General features: G+C 69.7%; 22 protein-coding genes. 11 read left to right on the top strand and 11 right to left on the bottom strand.

Annotated features, from left to right (window positions below; all coding sequences use genetic code 11):
- Positions 1–361 precede the first annotated feature (361 nt).
- On the top strand, positions 362–688 hold the full coding sequence (locus MMF94_RS00235; RefSeq protein WP_241034283.1) for an ester cyclase: 327 nt from the start codon (positions 362–364) through the stop codon (positions 686–688).
- Between the two features lie 4 nt (positions 689–692).
- Here the strand turns inward: MMF94_RS00235 and MMF94_RS00240 are convergent, their stop codons facing one another.
- Entirely contained in the window at positions 693–1322 is a 630-nt protein-coding gene (locus MMF94_RS00240; protein WP_241034129.1) for a TetR/AcrR family transcriptional regulator, read from the bottom strand.
- Positions 1323–1531: 209 nt separating this feature from the next.
- On the opposite strand from MMF94_RS00240, the gene MMF94_RS00245 reads away from it, so the two are divergent.
- On the top strand, positions 1532–2380 hold the full coding sequence (locus MMF94_RS00245; protein WP_241034130.1) for a helix-turn-helix transcriptional regulator: 849 nt from the start codon (positions 1532–1534) through the stop codon (positions 2378–2380).
- A 25-nt stretch (positions 2381–2405) separates the two neighbouring features.
- Here the strand turns inward: MMF94_RS00245 and MMF94_RS00250 are convergent, their stop codons facing one another.
- Both MMF94_RS00250 and MMF94_RS00255 read right to left on the bottom strand, forming a co-directional pair.
- Positions 2406–3341, bottom strand: coding sequence for an alpha/beta hydrolase (locus MMF94_RS00250; protein ID WP_241034131.1), 936 nt, complete (start codon positions 3339–3341; stop codon positions 2406–2408).
- A 36-nt stretch (positions 3342–3377) separates the two neighbouring features.
- Complete coding sequence (locus MMF94_RS00255; RefSeq protein ID WP_241034132.1) at positions 3378–4874, bottom strand: flavin-containing monooxygenase; 1497 nt, start codon at positions 4872–4874, stop codon at positions 3378–3380.
- 226 nt (positions 4875–5100) lie between these two features.
- On the opposite strand from MMF94_RS00255, the gene MMF94_RS00260 reads away from it, so the two are divergent.
- Positions 5101–5844, top strand: coding sequence for a dienelactone hydrolase family protein (locus MMF94_RS00260; protein WP_241034133.1), 744 nt, complete (start codon positions 5101–5103; stop codon positions 5842–5844).
- 60 nt (positions 5845–5904) lie between these two features.
- On the opposite strand, the gene MMF94_RS00265 is transcribed toward MMF94_RS00260, so the two are convergent.
- The 6 genes from MMF94_RS00265 to MMF94_RS00290 form a co-directional block, all read right to left on the bottom strand.
- Complete coding sequence (locus MMF94_RS00265; RefSeq protein ID WP_241034134.1) at positions 5905–6336, bottom strand: PPOX class F420-dependent oxidoreductase; 432 nt, start codon at positions 6334–6336, stop codon at positions 5905–5907.
- A 69-nt stretch (positions 6337–6405) separates the two neighbouring features.
- A complete protein-coding gene (locus tag MMF94_RS00270) occupies positions 6406–7209 on the bottom strand; it encodes a family 1 encapsulin nanocompartment shell protein (protein ID WP_241034135.1) in 804 nt (267 codons plus the stop codon).
- Entirely contained in the window at positions 7206–8189 is a 984-nt protein-coding gene (locus MMF94_RS00275; RefSeq protein WP_241034136.1) for a Dyp-type peroxidase, read from the bottom strand. Before MMF94_RS00275 ends, MMF94_RS00270 begins: the two co-directional genes overlap by 4 nt.
- A 300-nt stretch (positions 8190–8489) precedes the next feature.
- Positions 8490–10019, bottom strand: a complete 1530-nt coding sequence (locus MMF94_RS00280; RefSeq protein ID WP_241034137.1) for a heparan-alpha-glucosaminide N-acetyltransferase domain-containing protein — start codon at positions 10017–10019, stop codon at positions 8490–8492.
- Positions 10020–10217: 198 nt separating this feature from the next.
- Positions 10218–11519 carry an MFS transporter gene (locus tag MMF94_RS00285; protein ID WP_241034138.1) on the bottom strand — a complete coding sequence of 434 codons (1302 nt, stop codon included), beginning with the start codon at positions 11517–11519 and terminating at the stop codon, positions 10218–10220.
- Positions 11516–12916 (bottom strand): MBL fold metallo-hydrolase, encoded by a 1401-nt coding sequence (locus MMF94_RS00290; protein WP_241034139.1) that lies wholly within the window; start codon positions 12914–12916, stop codon positions 11516–11518. The genes MMF94_RS00285 and MMF94_RS00290 overlap by 4 nt, the downstream gene beginning before the upstream one ends.
- A 385-nt stretch (positions 12917–13301) precedes the next feature.
- Between MMF94_RS00290 and MMF94_RS00295 the strand changes: the two genes are divergently transcribed.
- Both MMF94_RS00295 and MMF94_RS00300 read left to right on the top strand, forming a co-directional pair.
- Entirely contained in the window at positions 13302–13967 is a 666-nt protein-coding gene (locus MMF94_RS00295) for a metalloregulator ArsR/SmtB family transcription factor (protein WP_241034140.1), read from the top strand.
- Between the two features lie 123 nt (positions 13968–14090).
- Positions 14091–15038: an endonuclease/exonuclease/phosphatase family protein gene (locus tag MMF94_RS00300; protein ID WP_241034141.1), complete on the top strand. Its 948-nt coding sequence runs from the start codon at positions 14091–14093 to the stop codon at positions 15036–15038.
- 28 nt (positions 15039–15066) lie between these two features.
- Here the strand turns inward: MMF94_RS00300 and MMF94_RS00305 are convergent, their stop codons facing one another.
- Complete coding sequence (locus MMF94_RS00305; RefSeq protein WP_241034142.1) at positions 15067–16104, bottom strand: PucR family transcriptional regulator; 1038 nt, start codon at positions 16102–16104, stop codon at positions 15067–15069.
- A gap of 95 nt (positions 16105–16199) precedes the next feature.
- Here MMF94_RS00305 and MMF94_RS00310 point away from each other — a divergent pair, with 95 nt between their 5' ends.
- The 6 genes from MMF94_RS00310 to MMF94_RS00335 all read left to right on the top strand — a co-directional run bounded on the left by MMF94_RS00310 (position 16200) and on the right by MMF94_RS00335 (position 23210).
- On the top strand, positions 16200–17096 hold the full coding sequence (locus MMF94_RS00310; protein WP_241034143.1) for an alpha/beta hydrolase: 897 nt from the start codon (positions 16200–16202) through the stop codon (positions 17094–17096).
- A 183-nt stretch (positions 17097–17279) separates the two neighbouring features.
- Complete coding sequence (locus MMF94_RS00315) at positions 17280–19118, top strand: ABC transporter ATP-binding protein (protein WP_241034144.1); 1839 nt, start codon at positions 17280–17282, stop codon at positions 19116–19118.
- On the top strand, positions 19115–20842 hold the full coding sequence (locus MMF94_RS00320; RefSeq protein ID WP_241034145.1) for an ABC transporter ATP-binding protein: 1728 nt from the start codon (positions 19115–19117) through the stop codon (positions 20840–20842). The genes MMF94_RS00315 and MMF94_RS00320 overlap by 4 nt, the downstream gene beginning before the upstream one ends.
- Before the next feature lie 170 nt (positions 20843–21012).
- Complete coding sequence (proS, locus tag MMF94_RS00325; protein ID WP_241034146.1) at positions 21013–22431, top strand: proline--tRNA ligase; 1419 nt, start codon at positions 21013–21015, stop codon at positions 22429–22431.
- A gap of 109 nt (positions 22432–22540) precedes the next feature.
- Entirely contained in the window at positions 22541–22825 is a 285-nt protein-coding gene (locus MMF94_RS00330) for a transposase (protein WP_241034147.1), read from the top strand.
- Between the two features lie 16 nt (positions 22826–22841).
- Positions 22842–23210, top strand: a complete 369-nt coding sequence (locus tag MMF94_RS00335; RefSeq protein ID WP_241034148.1) for a CGNR zinc finger domain-containing protein — start codon at positions 22842–22844, stop codon at positions 23208–23210.
- 22 nt (positions 23211–23232) lie between these two features.
- Here the strand turns inward: MMF94_RS00335 and MMF94_RS00340 are convergent, their stop codons facing one another.
- Positions 23233–24231, bottom strand: a complete 999-nt coding sequence (locus MMF94_RS00340) for an LLM class flavin-dependent oxidoreductase (protein WP_241034149.1) — start codon at positions 24229–24231, stop codon at positions 23233–23235.
- Between the last annotated feature and the right edge of the window lie 49 nt (positions 24232–24280).

Consider the following 24280-nt stretch of genomic DNA (forward strand, 5'->3'; position numbering starts at 1 on the left):
CCACACAGCTCCTCGGCAGCATCCGGATTCGCTCGAACTGGCCATATTGGCAAAACGCCGCCCTGCGGTTGGTCGTTGAGGGGGCGACCAACCGCAGGTCCGGTCGGGACCTTTTCGGGCGAGTTGCCGCTCTGGCTGAGCAGACTGGGCTAGACCGCCACCGCGGTCAGTGCACCGCAAGGCGACGTGGCGACCAGCAAAAAACAGTACAACATGGATGTGAGGGATCCTTGAATTGGAGGAAGCAGGCGTTCGTTGCGCACCATCGATTCCACGCTTAGGCGGTCGGGCTCAATGTCGAAAAAAAGCTCGGTGATCCACCCGTGGAGTCAGCGGAAGTGAGGATTCTTGTGTGGTTCACATGGTCATTCGCGTTGCTGTCACTCGCGCTGTGTATCGTCGGCCTCCTGCTCGACGACTCAAATATCCTGACCGTCGGATTTTTGGTTCTCATGGCATTTTCGACATGCATCCTTCTCGTGGCGGCTGTTCTTCGCTGGAACTGGTGAGAGAGTGCCGTCTGGGTGGATATGGGTATGAGTTCGTGGGCCGCAAAGTGCAGTTCGAGAGCGTCGACGCCATGCGGGTCGTCGATGGGAAGATCACCGAGCACTGGGGGGTGGGAAACCTGCTTTCCCTCCTGTGGAAGCTCGGCAACCCGCCTGGCTCGGACCAGGCGGAACGATGAAGCCTCAGAGCAGTGCTCGGCTCGCGGCGTTGCGGAGCCACTGTTCGGCTCTGGGGTAGGTCCACCCGTTGTCGTCGACGAAGGTGAAGAACCCGGCGTAGCCGAAGTAGAACCACAGGATGTCGAGGGCCTCGTCGGTATCGACGCCCTCGCGGAGGGCGCCGAGATGGGCGAGGCGTTCGGCCACCGCCGCGAGGAAGCCGCGGTAGCGGGCAGTGCCGGTGGCAAGGCCGTCGGCGGCCGTCGGGTCGTGCGGTGCGGCGGCGAGCACCACCCGCATGATGTCGCCGTAGTCCTCGCGCATCTCGCGGGTGAGTGTCGCGAGGAATTGCAGGAGATCCGCGGGGTCGTCGAACTGGTCGATCCGATCGCGAGCGACAGCCGCCTCGGGTGCCGCGGACCATACGTCGATCAGCGTGCGGAGCAGCCCTTGCTTGCCTCCGGTGACGGTGTAGACGGTGGCCGGGGAGACGCGAGCAGTGGCCGCGATCTCGTCCACCTTGGTCGCGAAGTAGCCCTTTTGTCCGAACAGCAGGCGTGCGGAGTCCACGATCGCGCGCCTGGTCGCCTCGGCGTACTCCTCCCGGCGGCTGACCTTCCGGTCGTGGCGGCCGTCGCCGGAGTTCTCGTTCACGTGATCAGCGTAGCGCTCTGGTGGCTGGAGTCGGACTCTAGTGAGTACAGTCTTACTCAGATCGTAAGGTTTTCGGTCTAGCGATGGGAGGGGGTAGGAGATGGGTGCAGATGGGGCGGCGGTGGCCGTGGCGCGGGATCTCGAGGGGCGGCTCGGACCGGACCGGATAACCGGGGTTCGGGCAGCACCAGCTGGGAGTCCGAGACCCGATGAACAGTGAGACGCAACGCCGCCGCGCGCTGGGCGAGTTCCTCAAGGCCTGCAGACGCCGGCTCGCCCGCGACGACGTAGGCCTGCCCCCGACCAGAGGGGGAAGCGACGCCGGCCTGCGCAGGGAGGAGGTGGCCGTCCTCTCCGGCGTGAGTGTCACGTGGTACGTGTGGCTCGAGCAGGGACGCAGGACCCAACCGTCGAGAAGCGTGCTCGACGCACTTGCGCGCACCCTTCGGATGTCGGCCGCGGAGCACTCGTATGTGCTGTCTCTGGCCGGGTACTCGGACACGCCGCCCCTCGCAGAACGGACTTCGTCGACGGTTCCGACTCACGTCCGCCGGCTGCTCGACATGCTCGGCGGCCTTCCGGCGTACGTGGCCTCCACCGACTGGCAACTGTTGGGCTGGACCGATGCTTACGCGGCTCTCTACCCGGCCGTGGCCACAGTCCCCGAGGCGGACCGGAACCTGTTGTGGCTCATGTTCACCGATCATTCGGTCCGAGAACTGTGTGCCGACTGGGAGCTCGTCGGCCGGTGTCTCCTTGCCGAGTTCCGAGCCGAAGCCGGTGCCGGTCTGTTCGAACCGCCCACGTCCGACCTGGTCGAGAGGCTCATCCGGGCCAGCCCGACGTTCCTTGCGGCTTGGGAGGAGCACGATCTCGCCGGGTTCACCCATCCCGAACGCCTGATCCATCACCCGGTCGGCGACCTGCACCTGGAACGCCACCGCTTGAGATTCTCCAACCCGGCCGACCTGCACATGGTGATCTTCACGCCGGTGCAGTCCACGGCCACCTGCGCACTACTGCGTGAGATGACCGCCGCGGGTGATGGATGCGCGTGACCGTGCTGACCGTGAAGCCGGTGGCTCAGCCGCGGAGGATCTCGCCGAACCGCGCGCAACTCTCGTCGATGGCTGCCTGTGCGGCAGGCGAGACGGCTCCCATGTCGAAGAAGCCGTGGATCATCCCGTCGTACAGCCGCACCTCGGCCTCCACGCCCGCAGCGCGCAGCGCGTTGCCGTAGGCCTCGCCCTCGTCGCGCAGCGGGTCGAACTCCGCGGTGACGATCAACGCCGGCGGCAACCCGGCGAGGTCGGCTGCGTGCAGCGGCGACAGTCGCGGGTCCTTCGCGTCGTCCCAGGTGCCTGCGTAGTGGCCGTAGAACCAATCCATGCTCGGCTGCTCGAGCATGTAGCCCCTGGCGTTCTGCACCCGCGACGGGTACTCGCCTTCGGCGTCGACGGCCGGGTAGATCAGGAACTGCCCGACCAGCGGCGTGCCGTCGGAGTGCAGCTGTTGGGCCACGGCGGCGGCGAGGTTGCCGCCCGCACTGTCGCCCGCGACGGCCAGGCGCTCATTGCCGCCGAGCGCGCCGAGGTTTCCGGCGACCCAGCGGGCCGCGGCCACCGCATCGTCCGCCGCGGCAGGGAAGGGGTGCTCGGGCGCCAGGCGGTAGTCGACCGCGACGACGACGGCCCGGCTGCCCCGGCAGACGGTGCGGGCCACGTTGTCGTGGGTGTCGAGATCGCCGATGACCCAGCCGCCGCCGTGGAAGAACGCGACGGTCGGGAACGGGCCCTCCCCCTCGGGGCGGTAGATGCGGGCCTTCAGCTCGCCTGCTGCTCCCGGGACCGTGACGTCCTCGATGCTGCCGACGGGGACGACATGCTCGAGCTTGCGCGCCCCGTGGGTCAGCTCCAGGTACTGGGCGCGCCCGGCCTCGGGCGTCCCCTCGTACAGGGGAGGGGCACCTGCCTCGGCGAGCTGGGCGAGCAGTGAGGCGATGGGCGGATCGACGGGCACGGGGTCTCCTGTATTGCAGGTGGGGAGCGTGAAGGGTCAGCTGTAGGCGAGCGCCCCGTCATCGAGGTCGGCGGCAGGCAGCATCTGGCGCTCTTGCGCGTACTCGTGCAGGTGCGACCACGGCTCGCGGTCGCCCTGCTTGAACATCAGGTGCTGGGAGCGCATGACGTACCCGGCATTGAAGTTCTCCGGGTCGATCCACGGGAGCAGCGGCATGTCGGCGTCCTGCGGCCGCAGCGTCGGCACCGCCACCGTGGCCTTCTTCTCCGCCATGTGGGCGAGCAGCCGGCAGACGAACCCGCTCACCAGGTCGGCGCGCAGCGTCCAGCTGGCCCGGAAATAGCCGAACACGTAGGCCATGTTGGGAACGCCGCTGATCATGATCCCGCGGTAGGTGACGCGCTCCGTGAAGTCGACCGGCTCGTTGTCGACGGTGAATGCGATGTCGCCGAAGACGGACAGGTTGAAGCCGGTGGCCGTGATGACGATGTCGGCCTCGATCTCCTCCCCGGAGGCGATCCGGATACCGGTCTCGGTGAACGTTTCGATGGTGTCGGTGACCACCGACGCCTTGCCCTCGCGCATGGCGGCGAAAAGATCGCCTTCCGGGACCACCGCGAGACGTTGCTGCCACGGCCGGTACCGGGGGCTGAAGTGCTTCTCGATGTCGAATCCCTCGGGCAGGAGCGGGCGCATCTCCTCGATGAGGAACTTGCGCAGCTCGTCGGGCGCCTCGAAGGACATCCGGGTGATCTCGTCGAGCTGCGCGACGTGGGCACGCCGCAGGATCTCGTGGGTCCATTCCTCGGGGACGTCGAGCGCCCGGAGGGTGACGGCCAGCTCGTGCGTCTGGGGGCGGGAGATGAAGAACGTCGGTGACCGCTGCAGCATCGTGACGTGCTCGGCGGTCTGCGCGATGGCCGGGATCAGCGTGGCCGCGGTGGCCCCGGAACCGATGACCACGACCCGTTTGCCCGCGTAGTCAAGGTCGTCCGGCCACTGCTGGGGGTGCACGACGCGGCCCTGGTAGCGGTCCGTGCCCGGCCAGTCGGGCGTGTAGCCCTGCTGCTGGCGGTAGTAGCCCTGGCACATCCAGAGGAAGTCGGTGGTGAAGCGCAACTGTTCGCCCGTGTCGACCCGCGTGACCTCGACCGTCCAGCGGCGGTCGGCCGTGGACCAGCGCGCGGACGTGACGCGGTGCCGGTAGCGGATGGCGCCGGCCAGGTCGTTCTCGTCGATGACCTCGTCGAGATAGGAGAGGATCTCCTCCGCGCTCGCGATCGAGGGGCCACGCCAGGGCTTGAACCCGTAGCCGAAGGTGAACAGGTCGCTGTCGGATCGGGCGCCGGGGTAGCGGTGTGTCCACCACGTGCCGCCGTGGCCGTCCAACGCGTCGAGGAGCACGAACGACCGGCCGGGGAACCGATCTTTCAGGTGGTAGGCGGCCCCGATGCCGGAGATCCCGGCGCCGACGATGAGGACGTCGACATGCTCGGTCGCCGTTGCGGTGGCTGCGGGTTCGGTCATCGTCATGCCAGAGCCTCCACTGTGTGGCCTACATCACCGACCGTACTCATGGCGCCATCAAAGCGACAGAACGCCGATCCGGTTCGACGGTCCCGTGCGCTGTGAATCGAATCACGTTCTAGATTGGCGATCGGTGTCGGCGTGGTGGCCGGGGCTGATCACTTGAGCGTGGTGCGGTCGGCGTAGAGCATGACCTTCGACCCGATCGCAGACGTGAGACCTGGGAGCCCGCATGCCCCGCACGGAGATCACCATCCCCACCCCCGACGGCGACTGTCCCGCCACCTTGCACGTGCCGGACGGGGGCGGCCCCGCGCCCGCGGTGATCTTCTACGCGGACGCCGGTGGGGTGCGCGAGACCATGCGAGCCATGGCCGACCGCCTGGCCGCATCCGGCTACGTCACCCTGCTGCCGGACTTCTACTACCGGTCCGGTGACTGGGCGCCGTTCGACGTGGCCACAGTGTTCTCGGACCCGACCGAGCGGGCGCGCCTGATGACGATGATGCAGAGCCTGGACGCGGACGCGATCGCCCGTGACGCCGACGCGTTCTTCGACTTTCTGGGAGGCCGCCCCGAGGTGTCCGGGACGACCGTGGGGACCACCGGGTACTGCATGGGCGGCCGCACGTCGCTGATCGTGGCCGGACGGCATCCGGAGCGCGTGGGCGCGGCGGCCTCCTTCCACGGCGGCCGGCTCGCCGCCACCGACGATCCGGACAGCCCGCACCTGCTGGCCGACCGCGTCCGCGCCGCGGTGTACGTGGCGGCCGCGCAGAACGACGACTCGTTCCCGGCCGAGCAGTTCGAGCGGCTGAAGGGAGCCTTCGAGTCGGCGGGGGTCCGCTACACGATGGAGGAGTACCCGGCCGCCCACGGCTTCGCGGTGCCGGACAACCCCACCCACGACCCGAACGCCGAGGAACGCCACTGGACAGCGCTGACAGAGCTGTTCGCAGCAAACCTGCAGAACTGAGCGTTGTGGAGCCGTAGTGCTGTCGGGCGGGTGCCCACGACAGCGCTACGGCTCCACAACTCAGCGGATCTGGGCTCCGTATGTCTTCTCTACCTTCAGTTTCATCAGGACTCTGCGGTCTTCCACCATCACCGCTCGGTACTCGTCCCAGTTCGGGTGCTCGCCTGCGGCCTTGCGGTAGTAGTCCACCAGTGCCTCGACCTCGGGGCCGTGGGGGTCGGTTCCCGGGCCGATGAGTGTGGCCGTGCCGTCGGCGGTGGCCCACGACCAGCCGTCCTGGCTGGTCACCTCGAGCGCGGCCCGCGGGTCCCGACGCAGGTTCGCGGTCTTGGCACGTCCTTCGGTCATCGACACGTAGATCACGCCGGCGTCCCGGTCGTAGAACGGCGTGACGGGGGAGAGCTGTGGACGACCGTCCGACTTGATGGTGGCCAGGACACCGAGCCGGCTTTCGGCGAGCAGCGCGTGCGGGTCGAATTGCGTGGCGGTCATGCTCGGCAAACCCGTGATCGGATGTGAGCTATTCCTCAGCCGACGTCTTTGACCGTCCCGGACGTGTGCTCACGTCGTCCGGGCGACGAACGGCACGGCGGCCTCCGCCGTGTAGTCGAGGAAGGTGAACGCCTCCTCGACGTAGAGCCGGACCGTGGTTTCGGTGTGGCTGAGGAAGCCGACCGAGACGTCCTGGACGAGGTGCAGTGCGAAGTCACCCCCGCGGGCGCTGAGCACGAGGGGCGATTCGAGCGCGCGGGCCGGGAGGACGTCGCCGTCGAGGAGGCGGCGAAGGTGTTCCGTGACCGGGAGGCCGTGCTCGGTGCTGGCGGTGACCCGCACCCACTCCTCCTCACCCAGGAGCAGGGCGTACCTGCCGGCCACACCGGCGTCGCGGAGCAGGGCGAGCGCGCGGGCCACCGCGTCCGGGTAGGAGGTCACCTCCGTCGGCGACGGGACGGTGCGTTCCCGGCTCGTCTCGCGCACGCCGGTGATTCCCGCCGCCGGGTAGCCCTCGACGATGGCACGGTCCTCGGCGAGCCCGAGGGCGACGGCCGCGTCACTGGCCGCAGTCCAGTCACCGTCCTGCGCTCCGCGCTCGACGTCGTCGAGGTCGGAGCGGTCGAGCTCGAACTCGACGCGCAGCTCCACCACGGGCACCGCCAGCCGCTGCCGCGCCCGGACGGCGCCGCCCGGTGACTCGACCGCCCGCAGGTGCCCGGTACTGATCGCCGCGGTCGTCGCGTCCGCGTCCATGACGTCGACCACCCGGCGGCAGGCGACGGTGCTGGTGAACGCCTGTGCAACGGCTTCGTCGATCTCCTGCCAGGCGGCGTCGGAGATCGGGGCCAGGTCGCGATGCAGGTTGTTCACGGCAGTGTCCGTCCTTTGAGGGATCCGATGGTGAGCGACGTCGATGGCGGCGAGTCCGCGAGCTGATCGAGCAACGGCACCGACGGTGCGAGGAAGAGCGACCCCGTGACGGCACGGGAGAAGTCGAGGATGCGGTCGTAGGTGCCGGGTGGGTCGCCGAGGAACATGTTCCGGAGCATCTGTTCGAGCACGTCGGGGTCGGCGGCGTAGCCGATGAAGTACGTGCCGAACTCCCCGGCGGCCGGGCTGCCGAACGGCATGTTGTCGCGAACGATCTTGCGCTCCCGGCCGTCCGCATCGGTGATCGTGGTGAGCACTTTGTGTGCGCTGGCGGGGGCCACGTCGTCGTCGAGTTCGACGTTGGAGAGCTTCGTCCTGCCGATGACCCGTTCCTGCGCCCCGACGTCCAGCGCGTCCCATGCGTCGAGGTCGTGCAGGTACTTCTGCACCATGACGTAGCTCGATCCCGCGAACACCGGGTCGTCCTCGCCCACGATCGCGGCGCTCGTCGCGGCCTCGCCCGTCGGGTTCTCGGTGCCGTCGACGAAGCCGAGGAGGTCGCGGTTGTCGAAGTAGCGGAACGCCTGCACCTCGTCGACGGCGGTGACGGCGCCGCGCAGCGCCGCGAGGATCTGTGTGCTGAGCTCGAAGCAGAGGTCCTGCCGCCGGGCTCGGACGTGGAACAGCACGTCGCCGGGGGTGGCGATGGCGTCGTGGCGGTGCCCGCGGATGGCCGGGAACGGGTGCAGCGCCGTGGGAGCGGTGATTCCGAACAGGTCGGGCCACACGCGAGCACCGAACCCGACCACGCAGGACAGGCCCGCGTCGAGGTCGCGGAAGCCGACCGTGCGTACCAGGCCGGGCAGGTCGGCGCAGAACTCACGGACGCGGGTGCGGCTCGCTTGATCCGGATGCACCGTCACGACGAGGAACACCGCCGAACGGGACAGCGGCGCGAGCACGGCCTGCGGTTCCGTCATCGGGTTGCCCGCACTGAGACCTCGGCGACGCGGGGCGGGGCCGGGTGCGTGCCCACGCTGACACACCTCTCCAGGTCCGCGATGTGCTCGCTCATCCGATGTCCTCTCTCGGTCCACAGCGGCGTGACATTCCACAGTGGCCGCACAAGCGTCCGCCCGACATCGCACGAACGTGCGATCACCAGCTATGGGCGGCAGTCCGGCCAACCGCGGCGGAAGGTGGCGTAGCTCCAGCACAAGCGGGTCGGACAGGAGTGTCAAGCGCATCCGACGTGATGTAATCGGCGCCCGTCCGGATCGTCAGTCCTCCTCGTCGACCGTGTCGCCGGCCGCCTCGTCCTCCTCCAGGGCCGTTTCCTCGTCAGGCTGCGGTCCGGCGGCCTCCGCATCGATGGCGGGTCCGGGCGGGGCGGTGGGCACTGGCGTAGCAGCGGCGGCCGGCACGGGTTCGGTGTCCGCGACGGGCGCCACGGCCTCGTCCTGGTGCGCTCCGATGCGGCTACCGCCCACCAAAGCAAGGAGCAGCAGCCCCGCGCAGGCCAGGGGGACGAGGAACTGGGCTGCGCCTCTAACAGTTGGCCGCCGTGCCGATGAGCCTCTGATGGCACCTCGGCGACCGAGCCGAGCCGCGAGGTGCCGACGGGTGGCGCCAGCCGCTGCGGCCACGATCCGCTCGAGCGGCCCCTGCCCGATCCATCGTCGCCACACCATCGCGAACGCCATCGCGCCCAGCACCATGAGGAGGTAGAGCGCGGCAGGCCGGCCCCGCAGCACGCCGGTGGCGAGCAGCACCAGGTGTGCGGAGTACAGCGTGAGGGCCATGGCGCCGGCGGCCGCCACGGGCGAGAGCGCGCGGGCCAGGACGGGCACGCGGGTCAGCAGCAGCGCCGCGCCGAGCACCGCACCGGCCGAGCCGAGGGTGTGCAGCAGATCGACCGGCGTGTGTGAGTGCGGGGCGGGGAGCGCCAGGTACCACCATGAGATCGGCGACCGGGCTTCGGCGAGGAGAACCTGCGCCTCCCACAGCAGCGTGCTGACATCGGATGCCCCGGTGGAGAGCAACGCGTCGAGCCCGCCGAAGGGGTACAGCAGCAGCGCGGACGCCGAACGGGCCGCGACGGCAAGGGCGACCCCACCTCCGAGCAACCACCATCCGACCCGGCGGGAGGTCAGGTCGAGGCGCCCGATCGCGAGCCCCGCGCAGAGGTAGGCGAGGTAGACCAGGAGCGGATATTCGCCGGTGACGAGCAGTTGGACGAGCAACCCGAGCGGATCCTGCACGAGAATGCCGAAGCCGGGATCGAGTTCGGTGCGGGCGTAGGGCAGCCCGAGAGGCGCAGTCGCCACCAGCACGACCGGCCCCAGGACGATGAACCCGGCCGCTATCCCGGCGAGTAGCCGCGGAGGAAGGCCGATCAACGGAATGGCGAGCAGGAACAGCAGGGCATAGAAGGGGAGGATCCCTTCGACGTCGTTGAACGGTGCGAGCGCTCCCAACGCCAGACCGATCGCACCGATCAGCAGGGCCCGCACCACGAGCCCGCCCGCCACGGCGGTGCGCTCAGGTCCCTGCACGACGTGCCTGCCACCGGAGATGAACGCCAGGCCGACGCCGGCGATGAGGACGAAGGTGGCCGCGGACCGCCCGGCGGCGATGACCGTGGCGGTGGTGGGATCGCCCTTCTCGTTGACGACGGCGACGACGTGCGTGGCCAGCATCCCGAACAAGGCGACGCCGCGGGCGACGTCCACCCCGATCACGCGCGACGAGCGCGGCACCGGCCGGGCGGCCGGCAGGGTCGGGGGTGCGACCTGCGTCAATGGGGTCATCGCAGATTCCTCGGTCATCGTGGCGCAGCGGAGATCGGAGCGTCAGGTGGCCGGGCGACGACTGGTGGTTCGCCGGTTCCGGCGGGCTTCTCAGTGGGTGAGCATGCGTCCTGGGCAGCGGTCGGAACCATCGAGCGCTCCCCCCGATCGCCGGGTGTGGACCCCCGGTTCAGGTAGGGAACGACCCAGCACGAGCGGTCAGTGCCGAAGGCCCACGGGTTTCGGCGCCCGTCGCGGATGGGTCTCGCGTGTGCCGATCTGGCACCACAGGCCCGAGGCGGCGGTGAGTCCCGCGGCGACGAGGACAGCCGTGCCGAGCGAGGTGAAGGTGGCCGTGATGCCGCCGACCAGCGCGCCGACGGCGTAGCCGAGGTCTCGCCAGAAGCGGTAGCCGCCCAGCGCCGCAGAACGGGCCCTGGGGTCGACGCTGTCGCTGATCGCGGCGAGCAGGGCGGGATAGACCAGAGCTGTGCCGACGCCGAGAAGGAACGAACCGGCGATCCCGGCGAGGAACGCCTCGGAGAGCCCGACGACGATGACGACGAGGCCGATCGCCTGGATCAGCATGCCTGCGACGATCGGTGGCTTGCGTCCGATGCGATCGGCGAGCAGCCCGGTGGCGATCATGCCGGCGGCCCACATGAACGGGTAGACGGCCTTGATGACGCCGACTCCGCTGAGCGAGACACCGGACTGGATGAGCAGGACGGGGAGCAGCACCCAGACGAGCCCGTCGTTGAGGTTGTTGACCAGCCCGGCCTGGCTGATCGAGGCGAGGCTGCGGTTGCGCCAGGTGACCTCGGCGAACATCTGCCGCATGCCCGGGGCCGGAGCCGTCTCGTCGGACGGGTGGTGATGGGCTGCCTCGAGACGGGCGTGTGCCGCGGTGTCACGGACCAGCGTGATCGACAGGGCGAGCCCGGCGACGGCGTAGGCGACGCCGAGCAGTTCGGGAGCGGGTCGCAGGCCGTAGGCGGTGGCGAGGTAGCCGGTGGCGAGGGCGGTGATCGCCACGCCGAGGTAACCGGCCGTCTCGTTGATGCCCAGGGCGAGGCCGCGCCGCGCGGGGCCGATGAGATCGATCTTCATGTTGACGGTCATCGACCAGGTCAGGCCCTGGTTGATGCCGAGCAGGATGTTCGCGCCGATCACCCATCCCCACGACGGGGCGTAGGCGAGCATGAGGGGGACGGGCAGCCCGACGACCCAACCGGCGACGAGCACGGTCTTGCGGGTGTAGCGGCCGACGATCGCGCCGCCGACGAGGTTCGTGATCGCCTTGGTGACCCCGAAGGCCACCACGAACAGGGCGATGCTGAGGTCGCCGAGCCCGAACGCCTGCGATCCGACGAGCGGGGTGACGGTGCGTTCGAGCCCGACCATGCCGCCGACCAGCAGGTTGACCAGCGCGAGCAGTGCGAACTGGGGCAGGTTCTCGCGAAGCCCGAGCCGGACCGGCCCGTGGGTGGCGCGGTCGCGACCCGTGGCGAGCTCGTTCACGGGCCCGGGACGAGCTCACCGCCAGTGGCGGCGGCCCAGTCGTCGGGCCCGCCCCGGAGCACGGCCACCTCGTGGTGCCCGGCGCGTTCGAGCAGGCTCGCCGCGCCGGCCGCGCGTTCGCCGTGTCCACACATCACCACGGTCGGCACGTCGGTCAGTGCGGCCGTGACGTGGGTGAGCGAGCCGAGTTCGACGTGCACGGCGCCGGGCAGGTGCCCGGAGGTGAACTCCGCCTCCTGGCGGACGTCGAGCACCCGGTGCTGCTGGTCGATCTCGGCGGGGCCGAGCAGGCGGATGCCAGTGGTGGGGAGTCCGGCGGCGGCCCAGGCGTCGGTGCCGCCCGCCAGCTCTCCGACGAGCCGCTCGACGCCGATGTTGAGGGCCTGCCAGATCAGCTCGACGAGGTCCTGGTCGGGGTCGCGCACCACGACGATGGGGACGTCGGCGGCGACCATCCAGCCCAGCCAGGTCGCGAACTGGGCGCGCAGCGGGATCGACACCGCCCCCTGGATGTGGGCGCGTGCGTAGTGGGCAACGGGCCGAACGTCGACCAGCACCGCACCAGCGGCGCGCCGCCGTCGCACGTCCGATACCGGGAGCTGGGGGAGCCGGCCTGCCGTGGTGGCGTCCAGCAGCGTGGGCCCGCGCCGGTTGACCTCGGCCAGCCGCAGGAAGTACGGGGGGTGGCTGCCCAGCGATCCGAGCAACTGCTCGACGAACCGGTCCTCGTCGTCGATCCGCAGCAGCGGGTTGCTCGCCAGCTCGCGCCCGATCGTGGAGGTCCGCTCGGCGCCCGGCGGCGCGGAGCAGAACGAACCGGCGCCATGCGTCGGCCACACCGCTGTCGGGTCCGGTAGCCGCGCCAGCCGCTGCAGCGAGCGGAACTGGGCCCGGGCCAGCTCTTCGGTCCGCTCGGGTCCGAGCAGGTCGGTGCGGGCTGCGGAGCCCACGATCAGCGATCCGCCGGTGAACACCCCGACCGGAGAGCCGCTGTCGCTGACGAGGAACGAGAGGTGCTCGTCGGTGTGCCCGGGGGTGCCCATGGCGCTCAGCACCAGCCCGCCGAGATCGACCTCGTCCCCGTCCGTCAGGCCGCGGTGGCCGAACTGGCGGCCTCCGGCTGCCGACGCCAGCACCTGCGCGCCGTCGTCGTGGGCCAGTTGCCGGGCGCCCGAGAGAAAATCGGCGTGCAGGTGAGTGTCGGCGGCGAACCGGATGCGCAAGCCCGCCTTGCCGATCGCCGCCCGGACCGCACGCAGATCACGCGGCGGATCCACCACGAGCGCGCCGCCGTCGCCGAGGTCCACCACGTAGGTCGAGTTGCCCAACCCGGTGTCGACGAGCGGGAGCACCGCCTCCGAGGAAGCCGCCACAGTCACGTCGTTCGAGTCACGCATGCGATCACCTCGGAGCGTGGGGGAGGAAGGGGAATCCGTGGACGTCGAACGCCCGGGCGTTCGCCTCTCCGCGGGTGGCCACGGAGGTGTCCCACGCGGCACCTACGTGCACATCGGTGAAACGTGCTTGTTCGGGAATCGCCTGCCGGCCCGCACGGGGCAGCCCACTAGCGATTCAACCGGTCCAGAGGTCGATGTCGCGCATCGCCTCGACCGGCATCGGGACCTGCTTGCACAGCACGCCGGGACCGACCGGTGTGTCCCCCATCGATGCCCTACCTCTCGGATCTTCAAGCGATTGTTTGAGAATGCGCGGCTGGCGGCGGCGTTGTCAAGTAATCGTGTGAACTTGACAGGAAGCCATGCCGGGATCGACGATCGCGGCATGGGCGACCGCTTGGCGAAGGACGCACTGTTCGCCGCGTTCGCTGAGGTGGCCGCTGCGCTGGGGTCCGGCAGGCGGGCAGAGATCGTCGACCTCTTGGCTCAGGGCGAGCGCTCGGTCGAGGAGATCGCAGGCGAGATCGGCCAGAGCGTCGCGAACACCTCCCACCACCTGCGCACCTTGGCTCGCGCCGGGCTCGTCGACACGCGCAGGGACGGCACGCGCATCTACTACGCGCTGGGTGGAGAGCACGTACAGCACATGTGGGCGGCCGTCCGTGCCGTCGCGGAGGAACGGACGGCGGGGCTGGACCGGCTCGCGCTGGCCTACCTGGGTGATCGCAGCGAGCTCGAGGCCGTGGACCGGGCCACGCTGGTCGAGCGGATGAACCACGGCGGCGTGCTCGTGCTGGACGTCCGCCCGGCCGCCGAGTACACCGCGGGCCACATCGCGGGCGCCTGCTCCGTGCCGGTCGACGAGCTGCATCGCTGGCTGCGCGGCCTGCCCGATGACCTGGAGATCGTCGCCTACTGCCGGGGCCCGTACTGCGTCTACGCGGACGAGGCGGTGCGCGCGTTGCGCGAGCGCGGATATCGCGCTGCACGACTGGAGGACGGGTTTCCCGAGTGGAGACGCGCCGGGCTTCCCGTCGCCGTCGGCCACTGACCGGCGCCGAGGGGGAGGAGCACGGCAGGCAGGGTGTTCATGCCGCGTTCAGCCGGTGTCGGGGCGGCGCGCGGCACTCTCGTCAGTAGCGATCAGGGCTGGCGGAGTGATGGGGGCGCGCTCATGGTGCGGATCGGGACCTGGAACCTCGAGAACTTCTTCCGCCCCGGCGGTCCTGCCGGCCCGACGACACAGGATGCCTACGACGCCAAACTCTCGGCGCTGGCACAGACCATCACCGAGCTGGCACCCGATGTGCTCGCCGTCCAGGAGGTCGGTGAGCCGGCCGCCCTGCAGGATCTGGCCGACAAGCTCGCCGGGTACGCCCACCTGGCCACCGCCGACCCGGACGAGCGCGGGATCCGTGTCGGGTTCCTCTCGAAGCTCGAGCTCCGCGACACCCACCAGGTGTCCACGTTCCCCGCACCGCTGCGCCCGATCCAGGTCGACGACACCGCAGACGCGGTGGACGCGATGGGCCGACCCGCCCTCGTCGGCACGGTCACCACCGCTGCGGGCACATCCATCACCCTCATCACCTGCCACCTGAAGTCGAAGCTGCTCACCTTCCCCGGCGGTGCCTTCTCCACCCGGGACGAAGGGCTGCGCGCCCGCTACGGCGCTTACGCCCTGGGTCGCCGCGCCGCGGAAGCCACCACCGTTCGCGACGCGGCCACTCAGCTTCTCGACGGGAAGGGCAAGGAGCGGGCAGTGCTGGTGCTGGGTGACCTCAACGACGAGCCCGGTGCCGCCACCACACAGATCCTGTACGGGCCGCCCGGCTCGGAGATCGGCACTCGCGGCTATGACACCCCGGACCAGGGCGACGGTGCGCGGCTGTGGAACCTCGCGGCGCGCATCCGACCCGCGGACAACCGCTACTCGCGTATCTACCGCGGCACCAAGGAGCTGATCGACCACGTCCTGGCCAGCCACCTCGTCGCCCATCACGTCGACGACGGCGACCTGACCGCCGGCCCCGCTCCGGACTCCATCGACGACGACCCCAACAGCCGCCGTGACACGCCGGCCTCCGACCACCGCCCCCTCATCGCCACCATCGATCTCTGATCGCCGGACGGGCTGACGAATCGGTACCTCAGCAGTCGTCGAGCAGCCGCCATGCGGTGAGGGCGAGCCGGGCCCGTGTCAGTCCGGTGGGCTCGGCGAGGTCGATGCCCAGCGTCTTTCCGATCTGTTCCAGCCGGCGGGCGACGCTGCTGTGGTGCAGGTGCAGAAGGTCGGCGGCTTGGCGTTGCGAGCCGGTCGCGCAATAGGCGTCCAAGGTGTCCAGATCTTCCGCGTTGACGGCCATGCGGGCGATCGCCGCCACGTCCGCGTTGTTCCGCACGGCGTCCGGAGGCACGTGCGCGAGCAGCGCCAACGCCCCCAGCCCGTCGAAGTGGACGATCGGCTGTCTCGGGGTGGTGAAGCGCAGCGCGATCCGGGCTTCCCGCCACGAGCGGTCGGGGCTCTCGGCGGCGCCGATGCCTGCGCGCACACCCACCGGAAACCCGGTCGCGTCCGTTGTGGTGGCCAGGAGGACGCCCACGTCGGCAAGCGGTGCCGCTTTCACCGGGCGGTTCGGGCAGACCAGGCGGCCGACCTGTTCGAGTGGAAGCTGCGACCGCACGGCGACGACGTGGACGGGAAGGTCGGCGGCGAAACCCAGTAGCCGCAGCGCCCGGGCTCTGGCCGCCTCGTCGCTCTCGGAGCTGATCACCAGCTCGACGAGCGCGGGGTCGGCCATTGTGGTGCGGGCCGGGCCGTACTTCTCGATGACCGCCGCGGCGGCGATCGCGAGCCGGTCCAGCACCACCTCGTCGAGCGGGCTGGGCGGACCGGGGCGTTCCAGCCACACCGTGCCGATCTCCTCCTCGTCGAGTGTGATCGGCGCGGAGGTGGACGCCGGTGCCGCCGGCGCCGACGTTTCCGTGCCCTCGGGCGAGACGCGGATCGCGCGTCCCGTGCCGCGGAGCCGAATCCCGGCCACGCACTCGGCAAGGCCCGCCGAGGCGCGGGCGAGCGCGGGGAGATCCACCCGCCGGCGCATCAGCGTGTCGTAGAACATCACGACCCGGATCGCACCTTCGACCTGCGAATCCAGCTGCGACAGCCGTTCGGCCAGTGCCTCCATGGCAGGAGGCTATGCGCCGCCTGGTGCGTGATCCAGGCGATTTGCCCGACGGATGGCGGGTGATCTTCTGATGATCGATCGCGACGATTGTCGGCATGGATCCCGAACTGGAAGCTTTCATCCCGTTGTTCCCCCGCGCCGACCTGACCGACCCGGTCACGGCGCGTAAGAGCTTCGCCGGTCTGGCCGCCGCGGTGCCGGCGCCCGACACCGCGGGGATGGAGATCGAGGACCGCACGGTGCCCGCCGATCCGGGTGTCCCGGTTCGGATCTATCGCCCGCACGGCGCCCAGGCCGCCATCGTCTGGCTGCACGGCGGCGGATTCGTCATGGGTGATGTGGACACCGAGCACCCGTGGGCCGCCCGCATCGCCGGCCTGTCCGGCGTCATCGTGATCTCGGTGGGCTACCGGCTGGCTCCCGAGCATCCGTTCCCTGCTGCACTGGACGACGCCTACGCCGTGCTGGTCTGGGCGGCCGAGCACGCCGCCGAGCTCGGCATCGACCCGGCGCGGATCGCGGTCGGCGGCCACAGCTCCGGCGCGGGTCTCGCGGCCGCGGTGGCGCTGCGGGCGGGTGACCAGCACGGGCCGCCGATCTGCTTCCAACTGCTCAACCAGCCGGGGCTCGACGACCGGCAGGAGACGTGGTCGGCGCGCACCTTCACCGAGACGCCCTGGCTGACCCGCGACAAGGTCGCCGATGGGTGGCGGCACTACCTGGGCTCCGCGCCCGCATCGCCGTACGCGGCGGCGGCCCGCGCCGACGACCTGTCCGGCCTGCCGCCCGCCCACATCGCCACCGCGGAGTTCTGCCCGAACCGCGACGAGGACATCACCTACGCGGTGCGCCTGCTCCAGGCGGGCGTGTCGGTCGAGCTGCACCAGTGGCCCGGCACCTTCCACGGGTCGCAGGCGATCCTGTCCGCCGAGGTGTCTCAGCGACAGAACGCCGAACTCGCCGCAGCCCTGCGCCGTGCGCTGGCCGTGTGAGGTCGTCGGTCACGGGGCTACGCGCTGCGGCTGACCGGAACATTTGTCCAAGCGATCGGCGCGCACCGGCCGCGACAGTGGGCTCATGACGATCCCGCTGGACGACGGCGACGCCCTGTCCTCATTCACCATCGGCGTGGTCGGGTGCCTGGTCGTGCCGAGATCGACGAAGACGAGAGAGCGATGAACGCCACCGACCTTGCCGAGGCGAGGGAGCAGTCCACATCCCCATCGGATTCCCATTCTCCCGCGGTGCAGAGCATGGGAGCGCTGCTGCGCCCCTATCTCCCGAATCTCGCCGCCGTTGTCATCCTGCAGATCATCGGTGCAATCGCGGGGCTGGCGCCATTGCTGGCGGTGGTCGAACTGGGTCGTACCCTGTTGTCACCCGGCCCGGTCGATCACGCTCACGTCCGGTTCGTCGTGATCGCGGGTGTGGTCGGCCTGTTCGTCCGGCTGCTGTTCACGGCCGCATCGTCGGGGATCGGCCATCTTCTCGACGGCCGGGCGCAACTGTCGTTCCGCCGGCAACTCGCCGTCCGGCTCGGGCGTGTGCCGATCGGCTGGTTCTCCCGGCGCCGGACGGGCGAGCTGGCGAAGGTCGTGGGCGAGGATGTGAGTGCTGTGCACCCGTTCATCGCCCACACGCCGGGCGAGCTCGTCTCCGCCTTCGTGGTGCCGCTGGTATCGCTGATCTATCTGTTCACCATCGACTGGCGGCTCACGCTGATCACGCTGATTCCGGTGGTGCTGGCAGTGGCGCTGGTCCCTCTGATGATGACCCCGACCCGGCTGCGCGAGCAGACGGAGTTCGACGGCGCCATGGCACGGATTGCGAATTCAGTTGTCGAGTTCGTTCAGGGCATCGCGGTGGTCAAGGCGTTCGGCGGAGGCGAGCGTGCCCACCGTAAATTCCGCACGGCCGTCGACGACTTCGTCGGCTCGTTCTACCGGATGGTGCACGGTCTTGCCGGGATCGCCGCGGGAATGCAGACGGTGCTGTCGCCGCCGTTCGTTCTGCTCGTCGTGCTGATCGGCGGCGCGGCTCTGATCACGACCGGTGGCATGGCGCCGGCCGACCTGCTGCCCTTCCTGCTGCTCGGACTGGGGCTGACCGCTCCGGTGGAGGTCCTCGGGCACGGCTTCGACGATCTGCAGAACGCCCGGCGGGCGGTCGGCCGGATCCGCGACGTGCTCGGGGTGCCCTCGCTGCCGGAGCCCGCGCACCCGGTCGCGCCACAGGGTCACCGGGTGGAACTGCGTGACGTTCGATTCGGCTACGTCGCCGATCACGAGGTGCTGCGCGGGATCGACCTGGTGCTCGAGCCCGGCACGGTCACCGCGGTCGTCGGGCCGTCGGGAAGCGGAAAGTCCACGCTGGTTCAGCTGTTGCCGCGGTTCTTCGACCCGACCCACGGTTCGATCGCGCTCGGCGGTGTCGATCTGCGGGAGCTCGCCGGCCGGGATCTCTACCGGATGGTGTCCTTCGTCTTCCAGGACGTTCGCCTGCTGCGCGCGTCGGTCGCGGACAACATCGCGCTGGCGGTACCGCATGCCGATCTCGACGATGTGGTTCGCGCCGCCCGGCAGGCGAACATTCACGACCGAGTTCTCGAGCTGCCGCGCGGATACGAGACGGTGATCGGTGAGGAGGTCGGGCTGTCCGGTGGCGAGGCACAGCGGATCTCGATCGCACGCGCACTGCTCGCCGACACACCCGTTCTCGTGCTCGACGAGGCGACCGCTTTCGCCGACCCCGAGACCGAACAGGCGGTGCGCCGGGCCCTGACGACGCTGGACGGCGACCGGACGGTTCTGGTCATCGCCCATCGTCTGGAGACGGTCGCCGACGCCGACACCGTCGTGGTGCTGGAGAACGGGTCGATCGTCGAGCGTGGCAAGCCCGCCGAGCTGCTGGAACAGAACGGAAAGTTCGCCGCGTTCTGGCGATCCCACCGATCCGCGGTCGCCGCCGAGATCGAGACCCGCGTCGGCGCACTGCAAGGAGACGAACTCCGATGATTCGCATGCTGCTGCGCGTGCTGGGACACGAATACGCCCCGCCGGTCCGTCGCACCGTGGTCCTGATGACGACGACCGCGGTGGTCGAGGGTCTGTCCTATGCATTGCTGGTTCCGGTGCTGCGGGCACTGTTCGGGAGCAATCCCGCGGATGCGCAGCCCTGGCTGATCGCGTTCGGGGCCGTGGTCGCGGTGTACGCGGTGCTGCGCTATGTCAGCGATCTGTCCGGATTCCGAGTCGGGACCACGCTGTTGCACGGCATGTATCAGCGTCTCGGCAATCATCTGGCCCGACTCCCCATCGGCTGGTACAGCGCAGGCCGCGTCGGGGAGGTGTCCGTCCTGGCCAGCACCGGTGTCCTGCAGGCGATGAGCGCGATCGCGCATCTGCTCGCACCGCTGATCTCCGCAGGCGTGACGCCCCTGACGATCGTCGTCGTGATGCTCGCCTTCAACTGGCAGATGGGGCTGGCCGCCCTGGTCGCCGTACCGGTCGTGGCGGCGATCCAGATCTGGGCGGGACGCTCGATGGACGCCGCCGACGCCGATCGCGCCGAACGCGGCCATGAGGCCACCGGGCGAGTCATCGAGTATCTCCAGGCCCAGCCGGTGCTGCGAGCCGGCGGCCGGACCGTCGAACGCTTCCGGTTCCTCGACGACTCGTTGCGGGAAATCCAGCGGGCGTCCCGCCGTTCCACCGTGTCGGCGCTGCCCGGCGTACTCGGCTTGGCACTCACGGTGCAGGCGGTATTCACCGTGTTGTTGGTGCTGGGCGCCTACCTCGCGCTCGGCGGGAACGTCGGTGTGGCGGAGGTCTTGGCGATCCTGGTTCTGGCCGCCCGCTGCGCTGATCCACTGTTGTCGCTGTCGGATATCGGCGGCCAACTCCGCGGCGCACGTTCGGAGTTGACGAGGCTCGACACGGTGTTGCGCACCGAGCCGCTGCCGGAGGCTCGCGAACCGATCCACCCGGTCGGCCATGACCTGGAGTTCGAGTCCGTCGCTTTCCGGCACGGCGACCGCATGGTGATGGACGGCGTGTCGTTGTCCGTGCCGGAGGGACAGCGGCTTGCCGTTGTCGGACCGTCGGGTGCGGGTAAGAGCACATTGCTTCAGTTGCTCGCGCGGTTCTACGACGTGGACGCGGGCGTGGTGCGTGTGGGCGGTGTGGACGTGCGCGCGATCGACACCGAAGTGTTGATGGCGCAGATTGCGATCGTCTTCCAGGACGTCTATCTCTTCGAGGGCACGATCGAGGAGAACGTGCGTCTCGGTCGTCCCGATGCCGAGGAATCCGAGGTGCGGGCGGCGGCCACCGCGGCGCGGTTGGACGAGGTCATCGAGCGACTGCCCGGCGGATGGGCGACGAATGTCGGCGAGGGCGGAGCGCTGTTGTCGGGAGGTGAGCGCCAGCGTGTCTCGATCGCGCGAGCGCTCTTGAAGAATGCGCCCATCGTGCTCTTGGACGAGGTGACCTCCGCGCTGGATCCGGTGAACGAGTCGGCCGTCCACGACGGTATCGAGCGACTGATGGCGGGCCGGACGGTGGTGATGGTGGCGCATCGGATGCGCACCGTCCGCCGCGCCGATCGCGTCGTCTTTCTGGATGGCGGCCGGATCGTCGAGGAAGGCAGCCACGACGAGTTGTTGGTCCGGGGCGGCCGTTACGCGGATTATTGGCGAATTTCCATGACGTCGGCAGGTGGGGTCGAAAAGGTGCGGTGACGCCCCCTCGGCGGACCTCGACCGGCTGCGCTGCGCCGCCGGTCGGGCGAACGTCCGGGCCCCTGCGGGTCGTCGTCGGATAAGGGGTTGCCCCGCTCGGCTAGCGTCGCTGCTGTCCGTCAGCCCGCATTCCACGACGTGCCAATCGGCACGCAAGAAGAGGCAGCACCGTGGCCAAAGCCGTACTCACCCCGCAGGCGGAGAACTTCCCCGCCTGGTATCAGGACGTCGTTGCTCGCGCCGAGTTGGCCGAGAACGGTCCGGCGCGGGGGACCATGGTGATTCGACCGTGGGGCTACGCGATCTGGGAGCTCATGCAGGCCGATATGGACCGGCGGATCAAGGAAACCGGCGCCCAGAACGCCGCGTTTCCGCTGTTCATCCCCATGAGCTTCCTGGAGAAGGAGAAGCAGCACGTCGAGGGCTTCTCCCCGGAGCTGGCCGTGGTCACCCACGGTGGCGGGGAGCAGCTCGCCGAGCCGCTGGTGGTGCGTCCCACGTCCGAGACGGTCATCAACCACTACTTCGCCAAGTGGATCCAGTCCCACCGGGACCTTCCGCTGATGCTCAACCTCTGGAACAACGTGGTCCGGTGGGAGCTTCGGCCGCGCCTGTTCCTGCGCACCACCGAGTTCCTGTGGCAGGAGGGACACACCGCCCATGCCACCTATGAGGACGCGGTGGAGGAGACCGAGCGCATGCTGGAGGTCTACCGGCGGTTCATGGAGGAGTCGCTGGCGATCTCGCTCGTGGTGGGAGAGAAATCGCCGGGGGAGCGCTTCGCCGGCGCCGAGCACACCTTCACCTGCGAGGCGCTGATGCGCGACGGCAAGGCGCTGCAGATGGGGACGAGCCACAATCTGGGCCACAACTTCGCGCGCGCCTTCGACATCCAGTACCTGGACGCGGACGGCGAGCGCCGCTACGCCGCCACCACCTCGTGGGGAACGTCCACCCGGATGATCGGCGGAATGATCATGGTCCATGGCGACGACCACGGGCTGCGCCTGCCCCCGGCGATCGCGCCGCACCAGGTGGTGGTCATGCAGTTGGACGAGGGGAGCGAGGTCGCGGAGGCGGCCACGCGTGTCGAGGCGGCGCTGCGTGCCGCCGGCGTCCGCGCGCATCTCGACGCCCGCACCCACACCTCGTTCGGACGCCGCTCCGTCGACTGGGAGCTGAAGGGCGTGCCCGTCCGGATCGAGCTGGGCGCGCGGGAGCTGGCCTCCGGCCAGGCCACGCTGGTCCGCCGCGACAACCGCAGCAAGAGCTCCGTTCCGCTGGACGGCGCCGCGCGCGCCGCCGCGAGCCTCCTCGACGAGATCCAGCGGACGCTGTTCGCGGAATCGCGCGCGTTCCGCGAGGAGCACACCTACCCGGTCACCGACTTCGACGAGTTCACGCAGCGCGTCGGCGACGGCGGGCTCTTCCTCGCCGCCTGGTCGGGCACCGAGGAGTCGGAGCAGGCGCTCGGCGAGGCCACCAGCGCCACGATCCGCTGCATCGTCGACGCCGACCCGCCGGCACCCACCTGCCTCATGACCGGCATGCCGGCAAAGCACACCGTGCTGATCGGCCGCGCCTACTGACCTCGACCGCACACATCCGGTGGCCACCGCACACATGGCCGAATGGGGTTGCCTCGGTTTCGCGGACACCTGTCTGTGGCTGACGATGGTCAGCACGGAAGGAGTTCGGATGCCTGCACCGTTCCCGCCGGAGTTCAAGCGCCGTGCCGTTCAGATGGCTCGGGAGAGCGACAAGTCGGTGACCGAGGTGGCCCGGGAGCTGGGGGTCTCCCCCTCGGCACTGCGGAACTGGATCACCCAGTCCGACATCGACGAGGGCCGCAAACCCGGACTGAGCAGCCAGGACCGCTCCGAGCTGGCCGAGTTGCGGCGGGAGAAGTTCCGGCTGGAGACCGAGAACGAGATCCTGCGCCGGGCCGCGGCATTCTTCGCCCGGGAGATCCACCCAAAATGAGCTGCGGGACGCACTGGTGACGCTGCTTCTCGCGCACTCCGGGGAGGCGGGCAGCCTCGGCGAGCCGCTCGCCGAGGCCGAGAGCTACCTGCAGCGGGTGGCGAGTCGTTATCCGCTGACAAGCGTGATCGGCGCCGAGGGGGTCACGTTGCGGGCCGGTCAGACCGGCGTGCCCGGGGTGCTCGCCTCGGTGCTGGCCGGGATCACCGAGCTCGCCCAATCCGGGGCCTGGCCCCGGGTCAAGGCGTGCCGCAACCCGCCGTGTCACTTCGGGTTCTTCGACCGCACCCGCAACTCCTCGGCCGGCTTCTGCAGCCCGGGGTGTGCCTCGCAGGCGTCGATGCGCGGCTACCGGCAGCGCAAGAAGAACGCGGCAGCCCGGTAGCTGCCCGACCCGGAGTCGGTGCTCAGGCGCCCGTGCCCTGCATCACGCCGGCCGTCAACTCGGCCGAGCGAAGCCGGTTGTCGATGTCCTGCGAATGGTGCGCGATGATCAGCTCGTCGGCCTGCGTCGACTCGGCGAAGTTCTCGAGGAAGCGGCAGACCTGCGGCGCGGTGCCTGCCACGGTGTACTTCATCATGTTCGCGATCTGCTGCCCGTTGGGCGTGGTCAGAAAGGCGTCGATCTGGGCGTCGGTGTAGTCCGGGGTGCCCGGTGCGCGCGAGAGCATCCCCCGCACGCGTGCGCGGCGCACCGTCTCGAACTGCTTCTGCGCGTCGTCCTCGTCGTCGGCGGCGATGACGTTCGCACCGACCATGACGTAGGGCTCGGCGAGCTGCTCCGACGGCTGGAACTCCCGCCGGTAGGTGGCGACGGCGTCGAACAGCGCGTCGGGCGCGAAATGCGAGGCGAAGGCGTACGGCAGGCCCAATGCGGCAGCGAGCTGAGCTCCGAAGAGCGACGACCCCAGGATGTACAACGGCACGTTCGTGCCCGCCCCGGGCACGGCCTGCACCCCCGGCACACGGGACTGGCCCTGCAGGTAGCCCTGCAGCTCCACCACGTCCTGGGGGAAACGGTCGGACGACGTCACGTCGCGCCGCATCGCACGCATGGTCACCTGGTCGCTACCCGGAGCACGGCCGAGGCCGAGGTCGATGCGGCCCGGATAGATCGTGGCCAGGGTGCCGAACTGTTCGGCGATCGTCAGCGGAGCGTGGTTCGGCAGCATCACGCCGCCCGCGCCGAGCCGGATCGTGGACGTGTGCGCGGCCACGTACCCGATCAGGACACTCGTGGCCGACGACGCGATCGTGGGCATGTTGTGGTGCTCGGCGTACCAGACTCGGCGGTAGCCCAACCGCTCAGCGGCCTGGGCCAGCCGCACGCTCCCCTCGAAGCTCTCCCGCGCCGTCTGCCCGGGCGCAACGGGTGCAAGATCGAGGATGGAGAGCGTCACGGGCATCAGTCGGGCCTTCGATTCGTCGGGAGCCGGGAGGACTCGGATGAGTCGC

The sequence above is a fragment of the Pseudonocardia alaniniphila genome, from assembly GCF_022524485.1.
GTDB lineage: Bacteria > Actinomycetota > Actinomycetes > Mycobacteriales > Pseudonocardiaceae > Pseudonocardia > Pseudonocardia alaniniphila.